The sequence below is a fragment of the Kitasatospora sp. NPDC048298 genome (assembly GCF_043201465.1).
Taxonomy (GTDB): domain Bacteria; phylum Actinomycetota; class Actinomycetes; order Streptomycetales; family Streptomycetaceae; genus Kitasatospora.
Genome location: NZ_JBICYZ010000085.1, coordinates 20,532 through 42,200, shown reverse-complemented (window position 1 = coordinate 42,200; position 21,669 = coordinate 20,532). Strand labels below are relative to the sequence as shown.

Below are 21,669 nucleotides of genomic sequence, written 5' to 3'. Positions count from 1 at the left end.
ATCAAGTGGGCACTGGACTACATGAACACCCGCTACGGCAGCCCCAACGCCGCCTGGAACTTCTGGCAGTCCCACCACTGGTACTAAGCCGACCCCTCGGCTTCCCCCACACCCCGGGAGCCGGACAGGGACCACCGGAGTGACCCACGAGGGCCCGTGCCGCGCAACCGCGCGACACGGGCCCTCACCCCGTTCCCGGGGCGGTGTTCCACACGCCGCTGTCGAGGGCGGGCTCCACTGGGCGGTGGTGGAGGTGCAGGCCCAGACGGCGAGGTCCTCGTTGTTGTTGACGGCGGCGGCGGCGGCTGATCGTCCACGGTCGATCAACAAGAAGTCAATGGCGCTCGCCGGAAGCCAGGACCCGTGAAGCAGGAGCGAATTACGGCCGCCTGGATCGCTGGGATATTCCGGCTGTCCGTCGTGATGGCGGCATATCGTGTGAATGATGCTTTACCAGCCAAGCAGCAGAAAAAGGCCAGATCAGGCCGGTATTCGACGTCGACATGGAGAACTGACCCGCCTCCGGGCTCACTCCGCTTCGGCGGCTGCCGGGCGGCGCAGCCTGCGCAGGTAGGGGTCGAAGGACGGACGGCGTTCCAGGCGCACCCGGGCGTCCACGCAGACGGCGCCGTCGGGGCGCAGGATCACGGGGTTGAGGTCGGCCTCGACGAGTTCCGGGAAGTCGTCGGCGAGGCGGGAGAGCCGGGCCAGGACGGAGCGGACCGCCGTGAGGTCGAGGGCGGGCGCCCCGGCGTGGCCCGACAGCAGGGGCGCGCTGCGCAGCTCGTCGACCATGGTGGTCAGGTCTCGTTCGCTCAGCGGGGCGAGTCGGGCGGACCGGTCGGCCAGGACGTCCGCGGCGGTGCCGCCCGCCCCGAGCACCACCAGCGGCCCGAAGACCCGGTCCTGGACGATGCCCGCGAGCAGCTCGACACCGGGCGCGGCCATCGGCTGGACCACCGCTCCGGCCAGTTGCGGGCCGAACCGCTCGGCGAACTCGCGGTAGGCGTCGCGTACTTCGCCGTCGGTGCCGAGCCCGGTGCGGACGGCGCCGAGCGCGCGCTTGTGCAGCTGCCCGGGCCAGTAGGCCTTCAGGGCCACCTCGTGCTCGTGCCCGAACCGGCGCAGCCCGCGCGCGGCGGTGACCGCCGTGTGCTCGTCGCGGGCCCACACCGTGGTGGTCAGCGGCAGTCCGTACGCCGCCAGCAGGTCGGCGGTGGACAGCGGGTCGAGCCAGCCGCCGTCGGGGTGGGCGGTGAGGTGGCCGTCGATCAGGCTGCGGGCGGCACGGCGGTCGCAGTCCGGGGCGTCGGCGGGCGGGGACGGGGCTTCGGCGAGCCGGCGGGCGCGGTCCCGGGCGTGGCCGAGGGCCCGGGCGGCGGCGACGGAGTCCGAGTACGCGGGCAGCATGCCGCCGTCGGCGCAGGTGCGGTAGCGCACGGGCACCTGCTGGTCGAGGAGCACGGCGGCGATCGGGACGCGGCGCCGGGCCGGGCCCTCCAGCAGGGCGCGCACCGGGTCCTGGGCGGGGGTGCTGCCCAGCGCCGTCGGCACCAGGCACACCAGGATCGCGTCGACGGCCTCCTCGCGTTCCAACGCCCGCAGGAAGAAGGTGAGTTCGTTCGGCCCGATGGCAGCCGTGGTGTCCACCGGGTTGCAAACGGAGGCGCCGGGAGGCAGCAGCTCGCCCAGTTCCGGCGGGAGTTCCGGCAGTTCCAGGCCGGCCTCGGCGCAGGCGTCCGCGGCGAGGATGCCGATGCCGCCGGCGTTCGAGACCACGGCGACCGCGCCGCGCGGGGCCGGCAGCGGCTGGGAGCGCAGCAGCGCGGCCGCCTCGACGAGTTCGTCGATGCCGCGGGTGGCCGTGATGCCCGCCTGCCGGAACAGCGCCTCCCGGGTGACGGTCGGGGTGGCGGCGGCCGCGGTGTGCGAGGCGGCGCCCCGGCGGCCGGCGGTGGAGCGTCCGGCGTCGACGGTCAGGACCGGGACGCTCCTGGTCACCCGGCGGGCGGTGCGGGCGAAGGCCCGCGGGTTGCCGAAGGACTCCAGGTGGAGCAGCGCGAGGTCGGTGCGGCCGTCGGCCTCCCACCACCGGAGCAGGTCGTTGCCGCTGACGTCGTACTTGTCGCCGAGCGACACGAAGCTCGACACACCGATGCCCAGCCAGGCCAGCCGCGACAGCAGGGCGATCCCCACGCCGCCGCTCTGCACGGCGACCCCGGCGCTGCCGGGCCGCGGGAAGGCGCCGCCGAACTCGGCGTCCAGCCGGACGGCGGGGTCGGTCTGCGCCATGCCGAGGCTGTTCGGTCCGACCAGCCGCATGCTGTGCCGGCGGCAGGCCCGCATCAGCCCGCGGGCCTCCTCGGCGCCCAGCCCGGAGGTGAGCACCACCAGGGCCCGCACCCCGGCGGCGCCGCACTCCTCGGCCGCCCCGGGGACAGCGCCGGCGGGCACGGCCAGCACGGCGAGGTCCGGCACGGCGGGCAGCGCGCGGACGGACGGGTACGAGGTCTCGCCGTCGATCTCGCCGGCGTGCGGGTTGACCGCCCACACCGCACCGGCGAAGCCGCCCCGCCGGATCTTCCCGAAGACGGTCCGGCCGACCGAGCCCTCCCGGCGGGACACCCCGACCACCGCGACCGAGGCCGGGCGCAGCAGCGCGGCGAGGCTGGCCAGGTCGGCGGTGCGCCCGCGTTCGTCCACTGCCGAGCGGTAGCGCTCGTCGCCCTCGTCCAGCGGCACCCGGACCCTGACCTCGCCCTGCGCGTACCGGCGCTCGACGGGCAGGCCGAGGTCGGCGAAGACCTGGTGGACGGCGTGGTTGCCGCCCAGGGTGTCGGCCTCGAAGAAGCGGACGCCGGCGGCCCGGGCGGCGTGCACCAGGTGCTCCAGCAGGAGGGTGGCGACGCCCCGGTGGTGCCAGCGGTCGGCCACCGCGAGGGCCAGTTCGGCCGTCTCGGGCGGGTCGTCCAGCAGCTCGCAGTCCGCTTCTCCGAGCAGTTCCTCCCCCACCCAGGCGCCGAGCGCCAGCAGGTCGGTGCGCGGCGGCCCGCACAGCCGGTCGGCGGCCTGCCGCGGCGCGTTGCGGCTGACGCCGAAGAACCGCAGCCGGCGGCTCTCCTCGGACATCCCGGCGGTGTGCAGGTCGAGCACCGCCGGGTGGTCGTCCGGCCGCAGCGGCCGGAGTTCGACGGTCGTACCGTCGGCCAGCAGGGCCTCGGCGCCGCCGAGCGGGTGGACGGTGGACATGGCACGCCTCCTGTCTCCGTCTCCCAGGCTCCACGCCCACCCCGGCCGATGGAAGGGCCGACCGGCCCGGGCCGGTCGGGCGGCGGCCCGGCAGCGCCGTGCGCAGACTGGAAGGCAGGCCGGTCGGCACGGAGGTCAGGTCGTGGCAGCAGACCCACCCACGGGGTATCCCGACATGCCGGACCCGTGGACCCTCCGCTACCGGGGCTTCGACCCGGCCGAGGAGGGCCTGCGCGAGGCGCTGTGCGCGGTCGGCAACGGCTACCTGGTCAGCCGGGGCGCCGCGCCGGAGTCGGCCGCCGACGGGGTGCACTACCCGGGGACGTACCTGGCGGGCTGCTACGACCGTGCGGAGTCGGCCGTCGCCGGACACGTGGTGGCCAACGAGGACCTGGTCAACTGCCCGAACTGGCTGCCGCTGACCTTCCGCCCGGCCGGCGGCGCGTGGTTCGCCGGCCCGCCCGCCGAGCAGACCCTGGAGCTGGACCTGCGCCGGGGGGTGCTGACCCGCACCGCCCTGGTGGTCGACGGGCAGGGGCGGCGGACCCGCCTCGTGCAGCGCCGCCTGGCCAGCCAGGCCCGGCCGCACCTGCTGGCACTGGAGAGCACCCTCACCCCGGAGAACTGGTCGGGCCCGTTCGAGGTCCGCTCGGGCCTGGACGGCCGCGTCGCCAACGCCGGGGTCGCCCGCTACCGGGGACTGGCCGGGCGCCACCTCGTCCCTGCAGGTCAGGGGGTGGACGAGAGCGGTCTGCTGCGGCTCGAGGCCGACACGGCCAACTCGCCCCTGCGGATCGCCCTGTGCGCCCGGACCGAGGCCGACCGCGAGCACACCTCGACGGCCGAGGTCCGCGACGGGTGGGTGGCCCGCCTCCTCACCGTGGAGGCCGCCCCCGACCGCCCCGTCACCGTGACGAAGACCGTGGCCGTGCACACCTCCCGCGACCGGGCCGTCGAGACCCCGCTGCTCGCCTCCCGGCTGCTCGCCGCCGAGGCCGGGGAGTTCGACCGGCTGCTCGCCGAACACGCCCTGCGCTGGGCGGAGTTGTGGCGCCGCTGCCGGATCGAGGCGGACTTCGACGGGGCCGGCCCGCTGCACCTGAACCTGTTCCACCTGCTCCAGACCTACTCGGAGCACTCCGTCGACCTGGACGTCGGCATCCCGGCCCGGGGGCTGCACGGGGAGGCGTACCGGGGGCACGTCTTCTGGGACGAGCTGTTCGTCCTGCGGCTGCTCAACCTCCGTTTCCCGGAACTCGCCCGCGCCGTGCTCCGCTACCGCCACCGCCGCCTCGACGCGGCCCGCCGCCAGGCCCGGGCCCTCGGGGTGCGCGGCGCGGTCTACCCGTGGCAGAGCGCCCGCGACGGCCGGGAGGAGTCCCAGCAGCGGCACCTCAACCCGCTGTCCGGCCGCTGGCTGCCCGACCACAGTCATCTCCAGCGGCACGTCGGCTCCGCCGTCGCGTACAACATCTGGCAGTACTACCAGTCCACCGGGGACCGGGACTTCCTCGCCACCGCCGGCGCCGAGACGCTGCTGGAGATCGCCCGGTTCTGGTCCTCCACGGCCGTCCACGACCCGACCCGAGGGCACTGGTCCATCCGCGGGGTGCTCGGCCCCGACGAGTACCACGACGCCTACCCCTGGGAGACCCGGCCGGGCCTGGACGACAACGCGTACACCAACGTCCTGGCCTCCTGGGTGCTGGCCCGCGCCCAGGACGCCCTGGACGTCCTGCCCGGCTACCGCCGCGACGAGCTGCGCGAACGCCTGGCGCTCGACGCCGCCGAGCTGGACCGCTGGCAGGAGGTCGGCCGACACCTGCACGTCCCGTTCCACGACGGCGTCCTGAGCCAGTTCGACGGCTACGAGCGCCTCACCGAACTCGACTGGCCCGCCTACCGGCGCCGCTACCCGGACCTGCGCCGACTCGACCGGATCATGGAGGCCGAGGGCGACACCGTCAACCGCTACAAGGCCTCCAAGCAGGCCGACGCGCTGATGCTCTGGTACCTGTTCTCCGCCCGCGAGGTCCGCGACCTGCTGCGCCGCCTCGGCCACCCCGCCGGCCACGAACTGCTGCGCCGCACCACCGACTACTACCTGCGGCGCACCGTCCACGGCTCGACCCTCAGCTCGGTGGTACACGCCTGGGTGCTCACCCGCTGCGACCGCCGCGCCTCCTGGCGCCACTTCCGCGACGCCCTGGTCGCCGACCTCAGGGACAGCCAGCACGGCACCACCGCCGAGGGCGTCCACCTGGGCGCCATGGCGGGCGCCGTGGACCTGCTGCAGCGCTGCTACACCGGCCTGGAGGTCCGCGAGGACGCCCTCTGGCTGGACCCCCGGCTGCCCTCCGCCCTCGGCCGGCTGGAGCTGGACCTGCGCTACCGGGGCCACTGGGGCCTCACCGTCGCCGTCGACCGCCACACCGTCACGGTCAGCCTGCACCAGGACCGCCAGGAGCCGGTCCGCATCCGTCTGCGCGGCAGCACGGCGACGGTCCGGCCCGGCGAGACGAGACTCTTCCACCTCTGAGCGACGGAGCCACCCCTGAGCGACGGAGCCCTCGGAAGCTCTGCGCGACGGAACCCTCGGCAGCGGGCCCGGTCACCGCCGCCCGGACCAGCGCGGCTCCACCTGCTCCCAGGCGGACTCCCAGTCCCGCTCGGCCCGACGGTCCAACCGGCGTCGGCGCAGCGCGAACCAGCCGTCCGCCCCGAGCGCGAGCACCAGGACCGTGCCCAGGCCCACCAGGACGGCCTCCGCGACGATCAGTTCGCCCGACCGGGGCGCGTCGACCGGCTGTCCGGCGCCGTTCAGCCCGACCGCCACGGCCGTCCCGGCCGGCGTGCCCGCCGGCACGGAGACGTGGCCGGCTCCCGGCCCCACCGGGTACGTCCAGCGGGCCGGGGCCTGCTCCCGCACGCGGCCCGCCCGTGGGTCGACCGACTGGGCCGGGCCCGTGGTCACGGCGGTGACGACGTGCCGGTCGCGGGCGGTGTCCCGCGCGTCGGCCGTCTCCACGTGGTGGACGAGCAGCGCCGCCACCGCCGCCAGGACGAAGGAGGCGAGCGCCGTCAGGACCGCCGACGCCACCAGGCGGCTGTACGCACGGTCGACCGGCCGGCAGAGCGGGTTGTGGTCCCGGCCGGCGGCCCGGCGCACGTGCCCGCGCAGGGTCGTGTGCGAGGCGGGACGCCTGCGCGTGGCGGCTGCGGCGGACATGACGCGTCTCCTCGGTGCCGGAACGACTCTGTCTCGTCGGTACGGGCCGACGATCTCGCCGATCAGTCTCCCGGGCCCGCCGCCCGCCGCCGAGGGCCTGACGGCCCTGCTCGCCCGGGCCCCCGGGCCCCCGGGCTCGGGGCTGTGGTCCCCGAGGCGGGACCCGTCCGACCCCTGCCGAAACCCCCGTTCGGTGGTGCCATGGAAGTACGGACGGCCGGGGCCACGGGCCCGGGCCCCGCACCGAGCCAGGGAGGCGGGCATGAAAGCCGCCGTGGGAGACCGCATCATCGTCCAGGGCACCCGGCCGGGCGCGGCCCGCAGGGACGGCGAGATCGTCGGCCTGCACCACCCGGACGGCAGCCCGCCGTACGACGTCCGCTGGTCCGACGACGACCGGGTCACCGAGTACTTCCCCGGGCCGGACGCCCGGATCCACCACTTCGCCCACGAGCCCGCCGCCCCGGAACGCATCCCGCCGAACCCGCACCTGTTCGCCGACTGACGGGCCGCCCCCGTGACCGTCACCGTCGATCCGCGCACGCGTGGGCCGACCGGCGCCGAGGCCGCCCGACGGCTCGCCGAGCACGGCCGCGACGAGGTCGCCGCCGACCGACGGGTACCGCTGTGGGCCCGGGTGGCCGCGCCGCCGCCCGTCCGGGCGGACGTGCCCGTCCTCTGCCGACAGGTCCGGCCGAACGGCCCACCTCGGCAGCGGAGTTCAGGCGCGAGACTGAAGAGGACGGAAGGTGGAGACCATGCACACCGTGATCGTGTACGAGAGCATGTACGGCAACACCCGGGAGATCGCCGAGGCGATCGCCGAGGGCGTGCACCAGGCCGATCCCGGGGCGGCCGTCGACTGCCTCCCGGTGGCCGAGGCCCACACCGACATCACCCGGACCGCGGACCTGCTGGTGGTCGGCGGCCCGACCCACCTGCGCGGCATGTCCTCCGGGCTCAGCCGCAGGGTGGCCGCCACGGCCGAGGGACACAAGGAGGGTGCTGAGGAGAAGGCGGCCGAGGCGCGGGAGACGGTCGAGGGTCCGGGCCTGCGGGCCTGGTTCCACGACCTTCCGGAGACCGAGTCCGGCACTTACGCCGCCGCGTTCGACACCCGGGTCGACACGTCCCGGGCCGGAGGCGCGGCCAAGGGCATCGCCCACCGGCTCTCCCACCACCGCTACGACGTGGTCGTCGAACCCGAGGGCTTCATCGTGGAGGACACCGACGGGCCGCTGCGCACCGGCGAACTCGACCGCGCCCGAGCCTGGGGCGCGAGTCTGCTCTGATCCCGCACCGAGGCGCCCTCGCGGCACCGGAGGGAGACTGGTCGAGGAGAGTGGAGGACAGGAGACGACGGGATGTCTGACGTCGGAGGGACCGGGCGCCGCGCCCTGGTCGGCGAGCTGGCCGGCCTGGTACGGCTGGCGAACACCGCGCTGGGCGGCGCGACGGCCGTACTCACGGACCCGGCCGACGGCGGCGCCGGGATCACCGCCGCGGAGAAGGCCCTGGCGGAACTGCTCACCCGGGTCGAGGAGGACGCCGCCGTGACGCCCGACGGCCGGGCCGCGATCGTGGTGGGCGTCCACGTGGGATGCGAGGTGGAGGCCCTCGGGCGGCTGGCTCTGCGGCTGCTGGAGGCGGCCTGGGCCCGCCAGGAGCGGGAGCCGTTCGACGAACGGTTGCGAGCGCCCCTGATCGGGATCGCCGACGCGGCGCTGGACCTGGTCGCCCGGTCCGCCGACGCCCTGGAGTCGGGCTCGCCGGAGGACGTCGCGGACCTGCTGACGCGGCTGCACGAGTTCGGGCAGCGGCAACGGCTGCTGTACGAGCTGCTGCTCGGCGAGCAGGGCGGCGATCCGGTCGATGTCACCGACCTCGTGCTGCTGTCCTGCTGCTACCAGCAGTGTGCCGACCGCGCCGGGGCGATCGCCCGGCACGCCGGGCTGTTCTCGCACGCCGTCTGAACCCCTCAGGGAAGGCCGGCGACGGCGGTCGCCGCCATCAGCAGCCGGGCGGTGGGTTCGTGCCGTACGGCGCCCCGGTCGGTCACCAGCATCGGGCCGAGAACGGGGTCCGCGCCCGGCGAACCGGTGTGCGTCAGCCGGTCTAGCAGCGCCAGCACGTTGTGAGCGTACGCCCGCGAGGCCGTCCCGGGCGCCTGCGCCGCGAGGTCCTCCGCGCCGATCACCGTGACCCCGCCCCCGGCCGCCGTCGTCGTGCCCGGCAGGACGCCCTCGACGTTGCCGCCCTCCGGGCCGGCCGCGAGGTCCACCAGCACCGAGCCGCGCCGCAGCCGTGCCACCGTCGCCCCGTGCAGCAGGACGGGCGGCGGCCGGCCCGGCGGGGCGAGGGCTGTCACCACGAGGTCGTATCGCAGGACGGCCTCGGCCAGCCCCGCCGACCAGGCCGAACGGTCCCGGTCGAGCGGCTCCCCCAGCTCCCCCTCGTCCGCCACCGGGCGCAGCCCGGGCAGGTCCGACAGCCGGGCGCCCAGGGCCGCGGCCGCGGCGCGCTCGCGGGGGCGCGGTTCGACGGCGTCGACCGGGGCGCCGAGGCGGCGGGCGGTGTCGATCGCCTGGAGACCCGCCGGGCCCGCGCCGACCACGAGCACCCGGACCGGGTCGAACAGGCCGTCCGTCGTGCCCCAGGGCGGCAGGCAGCGGTCCAGATGCCCGGCGGCGAGCAGCACCGCCCGGTACCCGGCCACCCTGGCCTGGGAGGCCCCGGCGTCCAGCGGGTAGGCGGCGGGCAGGTCGGGCGCCAGGTCCAGGCCGATCGCCGTCACCCCGCGGTCCGCCCACTGCCGGACCAGGTACGGGATCCGCTGCGGCCGCAGCAGCGCGGCCAGCACCTGCCCGGGCCGCAGCTCGCGCGTCGGGTCGAGGTTCGGCGGGTGGATGCCGAGCAGGACGTCGGCACGGCGCAGCAGTTCGGCGCGCCTGGTGACGGTGGCGTCCGCGGCGCGGAACTCCGTGTCCTGGTGGCCGGCCGGTGCACCGGCTCCGGACTCGACCAGGACGGTCACGCCGAGTCGCCCGACGGCCGGGACGAGGTCGGGCACCAGGGCCACCCGGCGTTCACCGGGCACGGTCTCGCGCAGCACCCCCACCGTCGTGGCCGTCATCGCCGCCTCCAGGAGTCGACCCTCCCGCCCAGTATGTTCCGTTTGCCCGGGTCGTTCGCCCGGTCGGATACTCGTGCGCGGGGCCACTCGTGCGCGCACCTCCACGCGCATACGGACGCCACGCGCACACGGAACGCCACGCGGCAGGGCGGAGGGAGCCGGTCATGGCAGCCAGGGGCTGGCAGTTCTGGGTGGACCGGGGCGGGACCTTCACCGACGTGGTCGCGCTGGCACCGGACGGCCGACTGCTGACCCGCAAGCTGCTCTCGCACGACCCGGCCCGCTACCGCGACCCGGCCGTCGCCGGGATCCGGGCCCTGCTGCCGCCCGACGCCGACCTCGGAGCGCACGTCGACTCCGTCCGGATGGGCACCACGGTGGCCACCAACGCCCTGCTGGAGCGCACCGGCGAGCCGACCGCGCTGTGCGTCACCCGCGGCTTCGCGGACGCGCTGCGGATCGGCTACCAGAACCGGCCGCAGATCTTCGCCCGCGAGATCGTCCTGCCCGAGCCGCTCTACGCCCGGGTCGTCGAGGTGGACGAACGGATCACCGCCGACGGCGAGGTGCTGCGCCCGCCGGACCTCGACCGGCTCGCCGAGGACCTGCGCGGCTGCCTGGACGACGGCATCCGCTCGGTCGCGGTGGTCTGCCTGCACAGCTGTCTGCACCCCGCCCACGAGCGGGAGATCGGGCGGCTCGCCGAGCGGCTCGGCTTCGACCAGGTGTCGCTGTCCAGCGAGGCGAGCCCGCTGATGAAGGTGGTGCCGCGCGGGGACACCGCCGTGGTCGACGCCTACCTCGACCCGGGCCTGCGCCGCTACGTCCGCCAGGTCGCGGAGGAACTCGCCGGTGTCCGGCTGATGTTCATGCAGTCCAACGGCGGCCTCGCCGAGGCCGGGCACTTCCGGGGCAAGGACGCGATCCTCTCCGGCCCGGCGGGCGGCATCGTCGGCATGGTGCGGATGTCCGAACTGGCGGGCCACGACCGGGTGATCGGCTTCGACATGGGCGGCACCTCCACCGACGTGTCGCACTTCGCGGGCGAGTACGAGCGGGTGGTGACCACCCGGGTCGCCGGAGTCCGGCTGCGGGCGCCGATGCTGGCGATCCACACCGTGGCGGCGGGCGGCGGCTCGGTGCTGCGCTTCGACGGCGAACGCCTGCGGGTCGGACCGGACTCGGCCGGCGCCGACCCGGGGCCGGCCTGCTACCGGGGCGGCGGGCCGCTGACCGTCACCGACGCCAACCTGCTGCTCGGCCGCATCCAGGCCGGGCACTTCCCGCGCGTCTTCGGGCCGGACGGCGACCAGCCGCTCGACACCGACCTGACCCGGCGCCGGTTCACCGAACTGGCCGACGAGATCGGCGGCCTCTCGGCGGAGGAGACGGCCGAGGGCTTCCTGCGGATCGCGGTGGGCGACATCGCCAACGCGATCAAGCGGATCTCCGTCCAGCAGGGCCACGACGTCACCCGCTACGCCCTGACCACCTTCGGCGGCGCGGGAGGCCAGGTCGCCTGCCCGGTGGCCGAGGCGCTGGGCATCCGCACCGTGCTGGTGCCGCCGATGGCCGGGGTGCTGTCGGCCCTCGGCATCGGCCTGGCCGACACCACCGTCCTGCGCGAGCAGGCCGTCGAACGGCCGCTCGCCGAGGAGGAGATGGCCGCGGTACGGGCTCTCGCCGACGAACTCGCGCAGACGGCCACGGGCGAGCTGCTCGACCAGGGCGTCCCGCGGAACCGGATCCGGCTGACCCACCGGGCCCGGCTGCGCTACCAGGGCACCGACACCACGATCGGAGTCCCGCTGGGCGAACCGGCCGGCATGCGGGCCGAGTTCGAGGAGCGGCACCGGGCCACCTACTCCTTCCTGATGGACCGCCCGCTCGTGGTCGAGGCCCTCGCCGTGGAGGGCACCGGCCTGACCGAGCAGCCCGCACTCGACGCCCTCTCCCCCGCCGGCGCCGCGGCCGAGCCCACCGGTACCGCGGCCGAGCCCACCGGCACTACCGCCGAGCCCGCCGCCGTCCGCCTGTACACCGGCGGCCGGTGGAGCCAGGTCCCGCTGCTGGAGCGCGAGTCGATGCGCGCGGACGACACCGTCGCAGGCCCGGCCGTGATCGCCGAGGCCAACGCCACCACCGTGGTGGACGCCGGGTGGAAGGCCACCGTCACCGCCGCCGGGCACCTGCTGGTCGAGCAGGTCGGCGCCACCGCCGAGGAGGCCGTCCCGACCACCGCCGACCCGGTGCTGCTGGAGGTCTTCAACAACCTCTTCATGGCGATCGCCCAACAGATGGGTGCCCGGCTGGAGTCCACCGCCCAGTCGGTCAACATCAAGGAGCGGCTCGACTTCTCCTGTGCGCTCTTCGACCCGGACGGCAACCTCGTCGCCAACGCCCCGCACATCCCCGTCCACCTCGGCTCGATGGGCACCACCGTCAAGGAGGTGCTCCGCCGGCAGGGCCCGCGGATGCGCCCGGGCGACGCCTACGCCGTCAACGACCCGTACCACGGCGGCACCCACCTGCCCGACATCACCGTGGTCACCCCGGTCTTCGACCCGGACGGGAAGGACGTGCTGTTCTTCGTCGCCTCCCGCGGCCACCACGCCGAGATCGGCGGCACCGCCCCCGGCTCGATGCCCGCCGACAGCCGCGAGATCCACCAGGAGGGCGTGCTCTTCGACAACTGGCCACTGGTGGTGGACGGGCGGCTGCGCGAGGAGGAGACCGTCCGGCTGCTCACCGAGGCGCCGTACCCGTCCCGCGACCCGGACACCAACCTCGCCGACCTGCGCGCCCAGATCGCCGCCAACCGCAAGGGCGTCGACGAGGTCAACGCGATGATCGACCACTTCGGACTCGACGTCGTGCAGGCCTACATGCGGCACGTCCAGGACAACGCCGAACAGGCGGTGCGCCGCGCCGTCGAGGGCCTCACCGACGGCACGTATCGCTACGAGACCGACTCGGGCGCGGTGATCGCCGTCTCGGTGCGCGTCGACCGCCGGGAACGCAGCGCCGTCATCGACTTCACCGGCACCTCCCCCCAGCTCGACGGCAACCTCAACGCGCCCTCCGCCGTCGTCACCGCCGCGGTCCTGTACGTCTTCCGCACCCTCGTCGCCGACGACATCCCGCTCAACGACGGCTGCCTGCGCCCGCTGCGGATCGTCGTGCCGCCCGGCTCCATGCTCGCCCCCGAGTACCCCGCCGCCGTCGCCGCCGGGAACGTGGAGACCTCCCAGGCCATCGTCGGCGCCCTCTACGCCGCACTCGGCGTGCAGGCGGAGGGCTCCGGCACGATGAACAACCTGAGCTTCGGCAACGCGGAGCACCAGTACTACGAGACCATCGCCTCCGGCTCCGGCGCCGGCCCGGACTTCGACGGGGCGGACGCCGTCCAGACCCACATGACCAACTCCCGCCTCACCGACCCCGAGGTCCTGGAGTGGCGGCTGCCGGTCCTGGTCGAGGAGTTCGCCGTCCGCCCCGGCAGCGGCGGCACCGGGCGCCACCACGGCGGCAACGGCGCGCTGCGCCGGCTGCGCTTCCGCGAACCCATGACCGTCAGCCTGCTCACCGGCCACCGCCGCGTCCCCCCGTACGGCCTCGACGGCGGCTCCCCCGGCGCCCTCGGCGACAACCGGGTCCTGCGCGCCGACGGCACGGTCGAGGAGCTGCCCGGTTGCGGGAGCGCCGAACTCGCCGCCGGGGACGCCCTGGAGATCCGCACCCCGGGCGGCGGCGGCCACGGCAGCCCGGCCTGACGATCCGCCCGGCGTGCGCGTCCGGCTGCCGCGAGCCGTCAGGCGTGGACGCCCAGTTGGGCCAGCAGCGTCGCGTTGTCCTCGATGTGCCAGTCCTCGGTGATCCGGTCGGTACCGACGTGCTGGATGTCGATGGCGTTGAACTCGACGCGCTGGCCCTGGCCCCGCACGCCGTCGAAGGTGCCGGTGAAGTGGCCCCGGAAGACCAGCCGGGCGGTGATCTTGTCGCCGGCGACCAGGAGGTCGGACAGCTCGCAGGTCAGGTCCGGCACCGCGGCACGGAAGTTCCTCGAGGCGAACAGCGGCCCGGCGGGGCCCTGAGGACGGCCCGGCGGCAGGGTGTTGTCGCGGAACTGCGGGCTGACCGCCGCGTCCAGGTAGCGCTGCTGCCCGGTGTTCCAGAAGGTGTACAACTGCTGGGCCAGGTGGACCTCCTGGGCCGCTCGCCGGGCGCCGACCGAGCGGTCCGCGGTGAGCGCCTTCGGCTGGACGAGACCGGGCGAACGGTCGATCAGTCGCTGCGGCCAGTCGTGGGCGGAGTCGTGGCGACCGCTGTCGTGAGCGGGGGCGGCCGCTGCGGTGCCGCCCGCCAGGGCGGCCACGGCCGCCAGGACGGCGGCGGTACGGATGAGGGTGCGCGGGCGGCGCATGGGAACAGCTCCTCGGATCGGGGTGGGCACGCCCGGGGGCCGGGCGCGCCGGGGGGGGAGAAAGGGGAAGAAGACGCCGCGGCCGCGGCTCAGGCGAGCCGGCCGCCGCCGTCGACGTGCAGCACCGTGCCGGTGACGTACGGGTTGTCGATGGCGTAGAAGACCGCCTTGACCAGGTCCTCCGGGGTGCCGACGCGCCGGGCCGGGTTGCGCTCGGCGACCCCGCGCAGGAACGCCTCCTTGTCGGCGCCCAGGCCGTCCCAGGAGCCGGTGTCGACGATGCCGGGGGAGACCGCGTTGACCCGGACCGGCGCGATCTCGACCGCCAGCGCCTGCACCAGGAAGGCCAGCGCGCCGTTGGTGGTGGCCATCACCGTACGCGCCGGTGCCGGGCGCCACGCGGCCACGCCGGAGAAGAAGGTGAACGAGCCGCTCTCGGCGACCTGCCCGACCAGGTGCTTGGCCAGCAGCAGGGGGCCGATCACCTTCGCCGCGAACGCCCGCTGCACGTCGGCCGCCTCGAGCTCCCGCAGCGGACCGTTGGCGGGCATCGCGGCAGTCGAGACCAGGTGGTCGAAACGGCCGGCCCGGGCGGCGAAGTCGGCGATCGACCGCTCGTCGGCGAGGTCGAGGGCGATCACCTCGGACGGCCCGGTCAGCTCGCCGGCCGTCCACTCCAGCTTGCGCGGGTCCGGGCCCGCCAGCACCAGGGAGGCGCCGGCCGCCGAGGCGGCCCTGGCCAGGGCCCGCCCGGTGCGGGAGCCGGCGCCGACCACGACGAGCCGTCGGTCCTGGAGCGAGGCCGGGAGCGAGGCCGGGAGCGACGTGGTGCCGGGTGCGGAGGCGGAAACGGACATGGGGAACTCCTGGGGATCGTCGGGGAATCAGGCCGCCCGCTGCTTCCCGCGGCGGCCACACCACGACCCTCTCCCGGCCGCCCGTGATGAGTCCAAGGCTTGTTTTCTACCCCAGCGATAAAATCTGCTCATGGCAACGCCGACACTCAGGCAGCTCGAGTACCTGACCACCGTGGTCGACACCGGATCGTTCACCCGGGCGGCCGAACAACTGCACGTCACCCAGCCCGCGCTCTCCCACCAGATCCGCGCCCTGGAGGGCTCCCTCGGCGGCCCGCTGCTGGAACGGCTGCCGCGCTCCGTACGGCTCACCCCGATGGGCCGGGCGGTCCTGCCGCACGCCCGCGCCGCGCTGGCCGAGGCCGAGCGCCTGCACACGGCGGCCCGCCGGACGTCCGGCCTGGAGGAGGGCGAACTGGAGGTCGCCGTCGTCTACTCGGTCAGCCTCGGCATCCTGCCGCCGGTGCTCCGGGACTGGCACCGCCGCCACCCCGGCGTGCGGATCCGGCTGCGCGAGTACGCCCACACCGACCGGCTCCAGGAGGCCATGCTCGCGGGCCGCGCCGACCTCGCCATCGGGCCCGCGCCGACCGGCTGGGAGGGGCCGATCCGGGAGCTCGGCGTCGAGGAGTTCACCATCGTGCTGCCCGCCGAGGACCCACTGGCCGGCCGCCCCACCGGCACGGTCGAACTGACCGAACTCGCCGACCGCGACTGGGTCCACTACGCCCCCGACAACGGCCTCGCCGACCTCCTGGACCAGGTCTGCGCCCGGGCCGGCTTCCGCCCCCGGGCGGCGATCCGCGCGGAGCAGACCTCCGCCGCGCCGCTGCTCGCCGCGGCCGGGCTCGGCCCCGCCCTGGTGCCCGCCAACATCGTCCCGGCCCACTTCGAGGGCGCCCTGCTGCGCCCGGCTCCCCCGATCCTGCGCACCCTGACCGCCTACACCCGCACCCGCCCGGACCCGCTCACCGTGGCCTTCGCCGACCTCCTGGCCAGCCGGGCCCGGGTCGACCCCGCCGGCCCCGGCCGGTCGGCCGGGTCCGCGCCGAACGGGCCGGGCCCGTCGGGCCCGTCGGGCGCAGCGCCGAACGCGTGATCACGCAGCAGACTTGAACGCGGACGTCCGACGTCACGGGCCGAGCGGCAGGAGACGGCGATGAGCACGACGGAACCCCTCCCCACGGAGACCGACGCCTGGACGGTGGACCGCCCGGGGCCGGTCGGCGGGCCTGGACCGGGGCCGCTGGTGCGGGAGCGGCGGCCGCTGGAGCCGCCCGGGCCGCAGGAGATCCTGGTGGAGGTGGAGGCCTGCGGGGTGTGCCGCACCGACCTGCACCTCGCGGAGGGGGACCTCTCCCCCAGGACGGCGCGGTGCACCCCCGGACACGAGGTGGTCGGCCGCGTGCTGGCGGTCGGTGCCGGAGCCGAGGGGTTCGCCGTCGGGGACCGGGCCGGGGTGGCCTGGCTGGCCGGGACCTGCGGCCGGTGCGGCTACTGCCGCAGCGGGCGGGAGAACCTCTGCCCCGACTCCCGCTACACCGGCTGGGACCGGCCCGGCGGCTACGCCCGGCACCTCACCGCCGACGCCCGCTACGCCTACCGGCTGCCCGAGGGCCCGCCCGCCGAGGAACTGGCCCCGCTGCTGTGCGCCGGGATCATCGGCTACCGCGCCCTGGAACGCGCCGAACTGCCCACCGGCGGACTGCTCGGCATCTACGGCTTCGGCGCGTCCGCGCACCTGACCGCCCAGATCGCCCTCGCCCGGGGCGCCCGGGTCGCCGTGTTCACCCGCGCCGCACCCGCCCGGCGACTCGCGCTGGACCTCGGCGCCGGTTTCGCCGGCGACTCCTACGACCCGCCCCCGGAACCACTGGACGCGGCCATCCTCTTCGCCCCGGCCGGCGAACTCGTACCCGCCGCCCTCGCCGCCCTGGACCGCGGCGGCACGCTCGCCGTCGCGGGCATCCACCTCACCGACATCCCGCAACTCGACTACCAGCGGCACCTCTTCCAGGAACGCACCCTGCGCAGCGTCACCGCCAACACCCGCGCCGACGGGCGGGCCTTCCTCGCGGAAGCGGCCCGCACCCGCCCGGCCGTCCACGTGACCAGCTACCCCCTGCGACAGGCGGACACCGCCCTCGCGGACCTCGCCGCCGACCGGGTCACCGGCGTCGCGGTGCTCGTCCCCGAGTAGTCGAAGGAGTCGAGCGGTCGAAGCGGCAGGCCAGGGCGAGGTTCGTTGCCGGCCGGGCTCGCCACCGACCACCGGGGGCGCAGCTTCCTGTACTACCTGGACGTCGAGTTCGACGAGACCGTGCGCCGGCACGCCACCCGCTGGCCGCAGAGGTCTCCCCCGACCAGATGGCCGGCTGGTACCGGGCGCACGACCTCCTGCCCGGGGACCTCGAACGGGTCATCGGGCAGGACAGCAGCCTCGACACCACGGGCGCGCGGATCCTGACCGACACCGCGCTCACCCCACCCGGCTGGACGCCACGTCTCTGAAACGACGGCCGAACGGCCTGTCCGGCTTCGGCGGATGACCGCCACCGTACTGATCCGGCCGACCACTGATCGGGCGGCCGCGGCTGCGGCCGCCCGATCGGCGGTGTCACGGGGTGTGGGGCGGGCCGGGCGTCAGATCCGCGACCAGGAGGGCCAGCAGTTCCGCCGGCGCCTCGATGAAGCGGTAGTGGCCTCCCTCCAGGAGTTCGAAGGCCGCGTCGCCGCAGGCCGACCAGCCGGTCATCAGCGACGGCGGGATGCCCGTGTCCTCGGTCCAGCCGATGGCGGTGATCGGGCAGGGCAGCCGGAGCGGCTCGGCCACGTGGTAGCGCTTGTTCATGTCGACGTCGTTCCGCAGGACGCCGAGGTAGAGGGCGAGCAGGCTCGGTTCCAGGGTGCCGCCCAGTTCCGCGACGAGCCCGCGCAGTTCGGCGGCCAGCTCGTCGTCGTCCATGCCGAGGAAGCGGCCGTAGGGGCCGTCCTGCGGTGCGACCTCGGCGGAGACGAACACCTGGGTCGGGGCGGGGCAGCCCCTTTCGACCAGCCGTACGGCGGTCTCGTACGCCGCCAACGCGGAGCCGCAGTGACCGAACAGGGCGTAGGGACGGTCCAGGTAGGGGCGCAGCGCTTCGCAGAGGTCGTCGGCCATCGCCTCGTAGGTGGTGTGGGCGGGCTCGCGCATCCGGTTCTCCCGGCCCGGCAGCTGTACGGGGCAGAGCTCGACGCCGTCGACCGATGACGGCCACCGGCGGTACATGCTCGCCCCGCACCCCGAGTACGGCAGGCAGAACACCCGTGCCGGTGCCACCGGCGACGGCTCGCGGATGAACCACTTGTTGCGGATGGGGGCCGTCGGAGCGTCCACTGATGACCTTCCGGGTGGGGGTTTCTTCTCGGGTTCGGCTGCGGCGATGCCGGCAAGGGCGAAGGCGGCGGCGAGGAGCGGCGCCTATCGGGTCCGCGCGGTGATCGGCAGGTGTGTGAAGCCCGCGATGACGTTCGAGCGCATGCGCCGCGGCGTCCCGGCGAGTTCGAAGTCGGTGAACCGGCCGAGCAGTTCGGCGAACAGGATCCGCAGGGCCACCCGTGCGACGGTGTGTCCGATGCAGTAGTGCGCGCCGACGCCGAACGCGATGTGCTTGTTGGGCCGCCGTCGGATGTCGAAGGTGTCCGGGTCGGCGAACACGGTCTCGTCGCGGTTGGCCGACCCCAGCCACACGACGACCGCGTCCCCGGCGGGGATCGGCACGCCCCGGATCTCGACGTCGCGGGTGGCGTGGCGCATGAAGTGCTGGGTGGGCGAAGCCCATCGCAGGGCCTCCTCCACGCCGCTGTGGAGCAGCTCCGGGTGTGCTGCCCAGTCGTCCAGGACCGCGGTCCCGGCCAGTTCGACCATCGCCGCGATCGGTGGCTGGGCGGTGGTGACGGTCGCGCCGAGGAGCAGGCTGTAGCAGTTGGACACGATCTCGCCCGGCGACAGTCGGCGTCCGTCCAGTTCCATGGTGAGCAGCACGCTGATCAGGTCGTCACCCGGTGCGCGCCTCCGCGCGGTGACGGTGTCCTGGAAGTAGGCGAACAGTTCACGGTGGGCGGTCACGAGGGTGGCCCGTGGTCCGTCGGCGAGCTGGAACTCGGGGTCGTCGGCGGCGATGCAGGCGTGGGCGAGCCGGACGAGCCGCGGCCAGTCCTGCTCCGGTAGCGCCATCATGGTGCCGATCACGGCCATCGGCAGGCCGGCCATGGCGGCGGCGAAGTCGTACGGGCCGCCGTCGGCCAGCGGCCGGAGCAGTTCGACGACGACCCGGCGGATGGCCTCCCGGTCGTTCTCCACCGTCTTGATCGACAGCGCCTGCTGCAGCGGGCCGCGCAGGTGCGAGTGCCGGGGCGGGTCGGTCGCGGCCATCTGCCGGCCGCCGGCGGGGTCGCCCTGGCCGAGGAGGTTGAGCAGGGTGCCCTGTTCGGAGGTGAACGTGTCGTGGTCGCGCAGGACCCGGCCGGCCTCGGCGTGGCCGACGATCGACCAGTAGCCGATGTCGCCGACCGGCTGCCAGCTCACCGGGGCGTGGCGGCGCAGCCGTCGCCACACCTCGTGGGCCCCGCCCGAGTGGTGGAGGTCGGGGTCGATCAGGTCGACCGGCTGCGGGGCGAGGACCGGGCACCGCGTGGTCGGGGGAAGCGTCGTCATCGGTGCCGCTCCTCCCCCGCCGCGTCGGCCGGGCCCACCGTCCCGTCGTCCGGGCCCACCGCCGCGCCGTCCGGGCTCTCTGTCGGGCCGTCCGAGCCGTCCGGGTCGTCCGCCGGCCGAATCCGGGCGGTGAGGGCCGTCGCCAGTTCGGCGACGGTCGGCGACAGGTACAGGGTCTGCGCGGGGAGGTCCACGCCGAACTCGCGCTGGGTGGCGACCAGGAGGTCGGTGGCCAGCAGGGAGTGTCCGCCGAGGTCGAAGAAGTCGTCGCCGACGCCGACCGGTTCGACGCCGAGGACGTCGCCCCACAGCTCGGCCAGTCGCGTCTGCACCTCGGTGAGGGGCGGGACGAACTCGTTGGCCACGTTGCGCGGTACGCGGGTGGCGGTGGGCAGGGCCGCGCGGTCGATCTTGCCGTTGCGGTTCAGCGGCAGTTCGGGACGGACGAGGATCGCCCAGGGGATCAGGTAGTCCGGCAGCCTGTCCCGCAGTTCACGGCGCAGCCGCCGACCGAGGTCGGCGGTACTCGCCGGAGCGGGTTCCGCGGGCACGACGTAGGCCAGCAGCCGGGTGCCACCCGCCGGATCGGGCTGCGGCAGCACGACGGCGTGCCGCACCTCGGCGAGCCGTTCCAGCTCGACCTCGACGGCGCGCGGCTCGGCACGGTAGCCCTGGACCTTGACCTGGTCGTCCGCGCGTCCGACGAACTCCAGCGTGCCGTCCGGCAGCCATCGCACGAGGTCTCCGGTCCGGTACATCCGGGCGCCCGGTTCGGTCCCGAAGGGATCCGGCAGGAACCGTTCGGCGGTCGCGGCCGGGCGGCCCAGGTAGCCGCGGGCCAGGCCCGCCCCGGCCACGTACAGTTCGCCGCACTCGCCGGCGGGCACCGGCGTGAGGTCGTCGTCGAGCACGGCGACCCTGGTGCCGCTGATCGGGCGGCCGATCGGCACGCTCCGCAGTTCCGGGAGGGTGCTGCTGGTCCAGCAGGTCGTGTACGTGGTGTTCTCGGTCGGTCCGTAGCCGTTGGTGAAGAGCAGCTCCGGGTGGCGGGCCAGCAGGTGCCGGACGTGGCTCGGCGAGGCCACGTCGCCCCCGGTGAGGACGTGCCGCACGTCGGCGAACGCCTCCGGGTGGGAGCTCGCCATCTGGTGGAAGAGCCCGGTGGTCAGCAGCAGGACCGTGACGCGCTCGGCACGGACGACGCGTGCCACGTGCTCCAGTGTGATGGCGACCGGGGGGAAGAGCACCAGTCGGCAGCCGTTGACGAGGGGGGCCCAGATCTCGAACGTGGAGGCGTCGAACGCGACCGGCGCGAGGTGGAAGAAGACGTCCTCGGGACGGACGTCCATCCAGTCCGCGCCCCGGACGAGCCGGTCGATCGCCCGGTGGGGCACGCCGACGCCCTTGGGTTCGCCGGTGGAGCCCGAGGTGTAGCTGACGTAGGCGAGCCGGTCCGGGTCGCCGGGGTGGGCGGGAGCCGCCGGCCCGGTGGCCGGCTGCTCCTGGATCGGGCGCTCCTCCGTCACCGTGACGACGGCGCCCAGCAGGTGCTCCCCCAGGGCCTCTTCCGTGATCACCATGCGCGCGCCGGCGTCCTCGAGCAGCAGCGCGTGGCGGCCGGCCGGGTCGTCCGGTTCGAGTCCGAGGTAGGCGCCGCCCGCGATGAGGACGGCGAGCAGGGCCACGACCAGCTCCGGCGAGCGCGGCACCAGCACGCCCACGACGTCCTCCTGCGCCAGTCCGGCCGCTCGCAGTCGCGTGGCGAGCCGGTGGGCGCGGTCGTGGAGCTGCCGGTAGGTCAGGGTCTGTCCGTCGCAGGTGACGGCCGGCGCGTGCGGGGCCCGCTCCGCCTGTTCGGCGACCAGCTCGTGGATGGCCCGTGCGTCGAAGGGTGGCCGTCCGCTGCCGACGAACGCCGGGTTGTCGGAGGTGAGGAGCGTCTTGGTCAACTGCTTCCCGCTTTCCTGTGCTGGGGTGTCCCCGTCGGGGTTGGACGAGCTGCCGCGCGGGCCGGCGCCGCGGTGGCCGCTGCCGGCGCTGTCCGGTGGGTGGTCGTCCCGGTGGCCGGTGCGCGGCACGGGG

At 75.0% G+C, this 21,669-nt stretch carries 16 protein-coding genes and 1 pseudogene; 9 read left to right on the top strand and 8 right to left on the bottom strand.

The annotated features are described in order from the left end of the window. A pseudogene (locus tag ACGF0D_RS38720) lies at positions 1 to 87 on the top strand (lytic transglycosylase domain-containing protein); the annotation flags it as partial. A 441-nt stretch (positions 88 to 528) separates the two neighbouring features. On the opposite strand, the gene ACGF0D_RS38715 reads toward ACGF0D_RS38720, so the two are convergent. Beyond that, a complete protein-coding gene (locus ACGF0D_RS38715; protein ID WP_392924653.1) occupies positions 529 to 3,249 on the bottom strand; it encodes a GNAT family N-acetyltransferase in 2,721 nt (906 codons plus the stop codon). Between the two features lie 175 nt (positions 3,250 to 3,424). Between ACGF0D_RS38715 and ACGF0D_RS38710 the strand changes: the two genes are divergently transcribed. After that, on the top strand, positions 3,425 to 5,788 hold the full coding sequence (locus ACGF0D_RS38710) for a glycoside hydrolase family 65 protein (RefSeq protein WP_392924650.1): 2,364 nt from the start codon (positions 3,425 to 3,427) through the stop codon (positions 5,786 to 5,788). A gap of 72 nt (positions 5,789 to 5,860) precedes the next feature. Here the strand turns inward: ACGF0D_RS38710 and ACGF0D_RS38705 are convergent, their stop codons facing one another. Then, the gene (locus ACGF0D_RS38705) at positions 5,861 to 6,478 is read right to left on the bottom strand and encodes a hypothetical protein (protein ID WP_392924647.1); all 618 of its coding nucleotides are present in this window, start codon (positions 6,476 to 6,478) and stop codon (positions 5,861 to 5,863) included. A 262-nt stretch (positions 6,479 to 6,740) separates the two neighbouring features. Between ACGF0D_RS38705 and ACGF0D_RS38700 the strand changes: the two genes are divergently transcribed. The 3 genes from ACGF0D_RS38700 to ACGF0D_RS38690 all read left to right on the top strand — a co-directional run bounded on the left by ACGF0D_RS38700 (position 6,741) and on the right by ACGF0D_RS38690 (position 8,451). Continuing rightward, on the top strand, positions 6,741 to 6,983 hold the full coding sequence (locus ACGF0D_RS38700) for a DUF1918 domain-containing protein (protein ID WP_392924644.1): 243 nt from the start codon (positions 6,741 to 6,743) through the stop codon (positions 6,981 to 6,983). A gap of 253 nt (positions 6,984 to 7,236) precedes the next feature. Continuing rightward, entirely contained in the window at positions 7,237 to 7,770 is a 534-nt protein-coding gene (locus tag ACGF0D_RS38695) for a flavodoxin family protein (RefSeq protein ID WP_392878990.1), read from the top strand. Positions 7,771 to 7,842: 72 nt separating this feature from the next. After that, a complete protein-coding gene (locus ACGF0D_RS38690; protein ID WP_392924641.1) occupies positions 7,843 to 8,451 on the top strand; it encodes a hypothetical protein in 609 nt (202 codons plus the stop codon). 5 nt (positions 8,452 to 8,456) lie between these two features. Here the strand turns inward: ACGF0D_RS38690 and ACGF0D_RS38685 are convergent, their stop codons facing one another. Further along, positions 8,457 to 9,611 carry an NAD(P) transhydrogenase subunit alpha gene (locus ACGF0D_RS38685; protein ID WP_392924638.1) on the bottom strand — a complete coding sequence of 385 codons (1,155 nt, stop codon included), beginning with the start codon at positions 9,609 to 9,611 and terminating at the stop codon, positions 8,457 to 8,459. Between the two features lie 164 nt (positions 9,612 to 9,775). On the opposite strand from ACGF0D_RS38685, the gene ACGF0D_RS38680 reads away from it, so the two are divergent. Further along, complete coding sequence (locus ACGF0D_RS38680) at positions 9,776 to 13,384, top strand: hydantoinase B/oxoprolinase family protein (RefSeq protein WP_392924635.1); 3,609 nt, start codon at positions 9,776 to 9,778, stop codon at positions 13,382 to 13,384. 38 nt (positions 13,385 to 13,422) lie between these two features. Here the strand turns inward: ACGF0D_RS38680 and ACGF0D_RS38675 are convergent, their stop codons facing one another. Beyond that, complete coding sequence (locus ACGF0D_RS38675; protein ID WP_392878980.1) at positions 13,423 to 14,034, bottom strand: ester cyclase; 612 nt, start codon at positions 14,032 to 14,034, stop codon at positions 13,423 to 13,425. A gap of 89 nt (positions 14,035 to 14,123) precedes the next feature. After that, positions 14,124 to 14,891 carry an SDR family oxidoreductase gene (locus ACGF0D_RS38670; RefSeq protein ID WP_392924632.1) on the bottom strand — a complete coding sequence of 256 codons (768 nt, stop codon included), beginning with the start codon at positions 14,889 to 14,891 and terminating at the stop codon, positions 14,124 to 14,126. Between the two features lie 130 nt (positions 14,892 to 15,021). Here ACGF0D_RS38670 and ACGF0D_RS38665 point away from each other — a divergent pair, with 130 nt between their 5' ends. The 3 genes from ACGF0D_RS38665 to ACGF0D_RS38655 all read left to right on the top strand — a co-directional run bounded on the left by ACGF0D_RS38665 (position 15,022) and on the right by ACGF0D_RS38655 (position 17,402). Further along, positions 15,022 to 15,990, top strand: a complete 969-nt coding sequence (locus tag ACGF0D_RS38665; RefSeq protein ID WP_392924629.1) for a LysR substrate-binding domain-containing protein — start codon at positions 15,022 to 15,024, stop codon at positions 15,988 to 15,990. 60 nt (positions 15,991 to 16,050) lie between these two features. Continuing rightward, entirely contained in the window at positions 16,051 to 17,091 is a 1,041-nt protein-coding gene (locus tag ACGF0D_RS38660; RefSeq protein WP_392924626.1) for a zinc-dependent alcohol dehydrogenase family protein, read from the top strand. A gap of 167 nt (positions 17,092 to 17,258) precedes the next feature. After that, positions 17,259 to 17,402 carry a hypothetical protein gene (locus ACGF0D_RS38655; RefSeq protein WP_392924623.1) on the top strand — a complete coding sequence of 48 codons (144 nt, stop codon included), beginning with the start codon at positions 17,259 to 17,261 and terminating at the stop codon, positions 17,400 to 17,402. 106 nt (positions 17,403 to 17,508) lie between these two features. Here ACGF0D_RS38655 and ACGF0D_RS38650 read toward each other — a convergent pair whose 3' ends face one another. From ACGF0D_RS38650 to ACGF0D_RS38640, 3 genes are all read right to left on the bottom strand, one after another. After that, the gene (locus ACGF0D_RS38650; protein WP_392924621.1) at positions 17,509 to 18,267 is read right to left on the bottom strand and encodes a thioesterase II family protein; all 759 of its coding nucleotides are present in this window, start codon (positions 18,265 to 18,267) and stop codon (positions 17,509 to 17,511) included. An 84-nt stretch (positions 18,268 to 18,351) separates the two neighbouring features. Continuing rightward, entirely contained in the window at positions 18,352 to 19,587 is a 1,236-nt protein-coding gene (locus ACGF0D_RS38645; protein WP_392924618.1) for a cytochrome P450, read from the bottom strand. Further along, on the bottom strand, positions 19,584 to 21,665 hold the full coding sequence (locus ACGF0D_RS38640; RefSeq protein ID WP_392924616.1) for an amino acid adenylation domain-containing protein: 2,082 nt from the start codon (positions 21,663 to 21,665) through the stop codon (positions 19,584 to 19,586). The genes ACGF0D_RS38645 and ACGF0D_RS38640 overlap by 4 nt, the downstream gene beginning before the upstream one ends. Positions 21,666 to 21,669 lie beyond the last annotated feature (4 nt).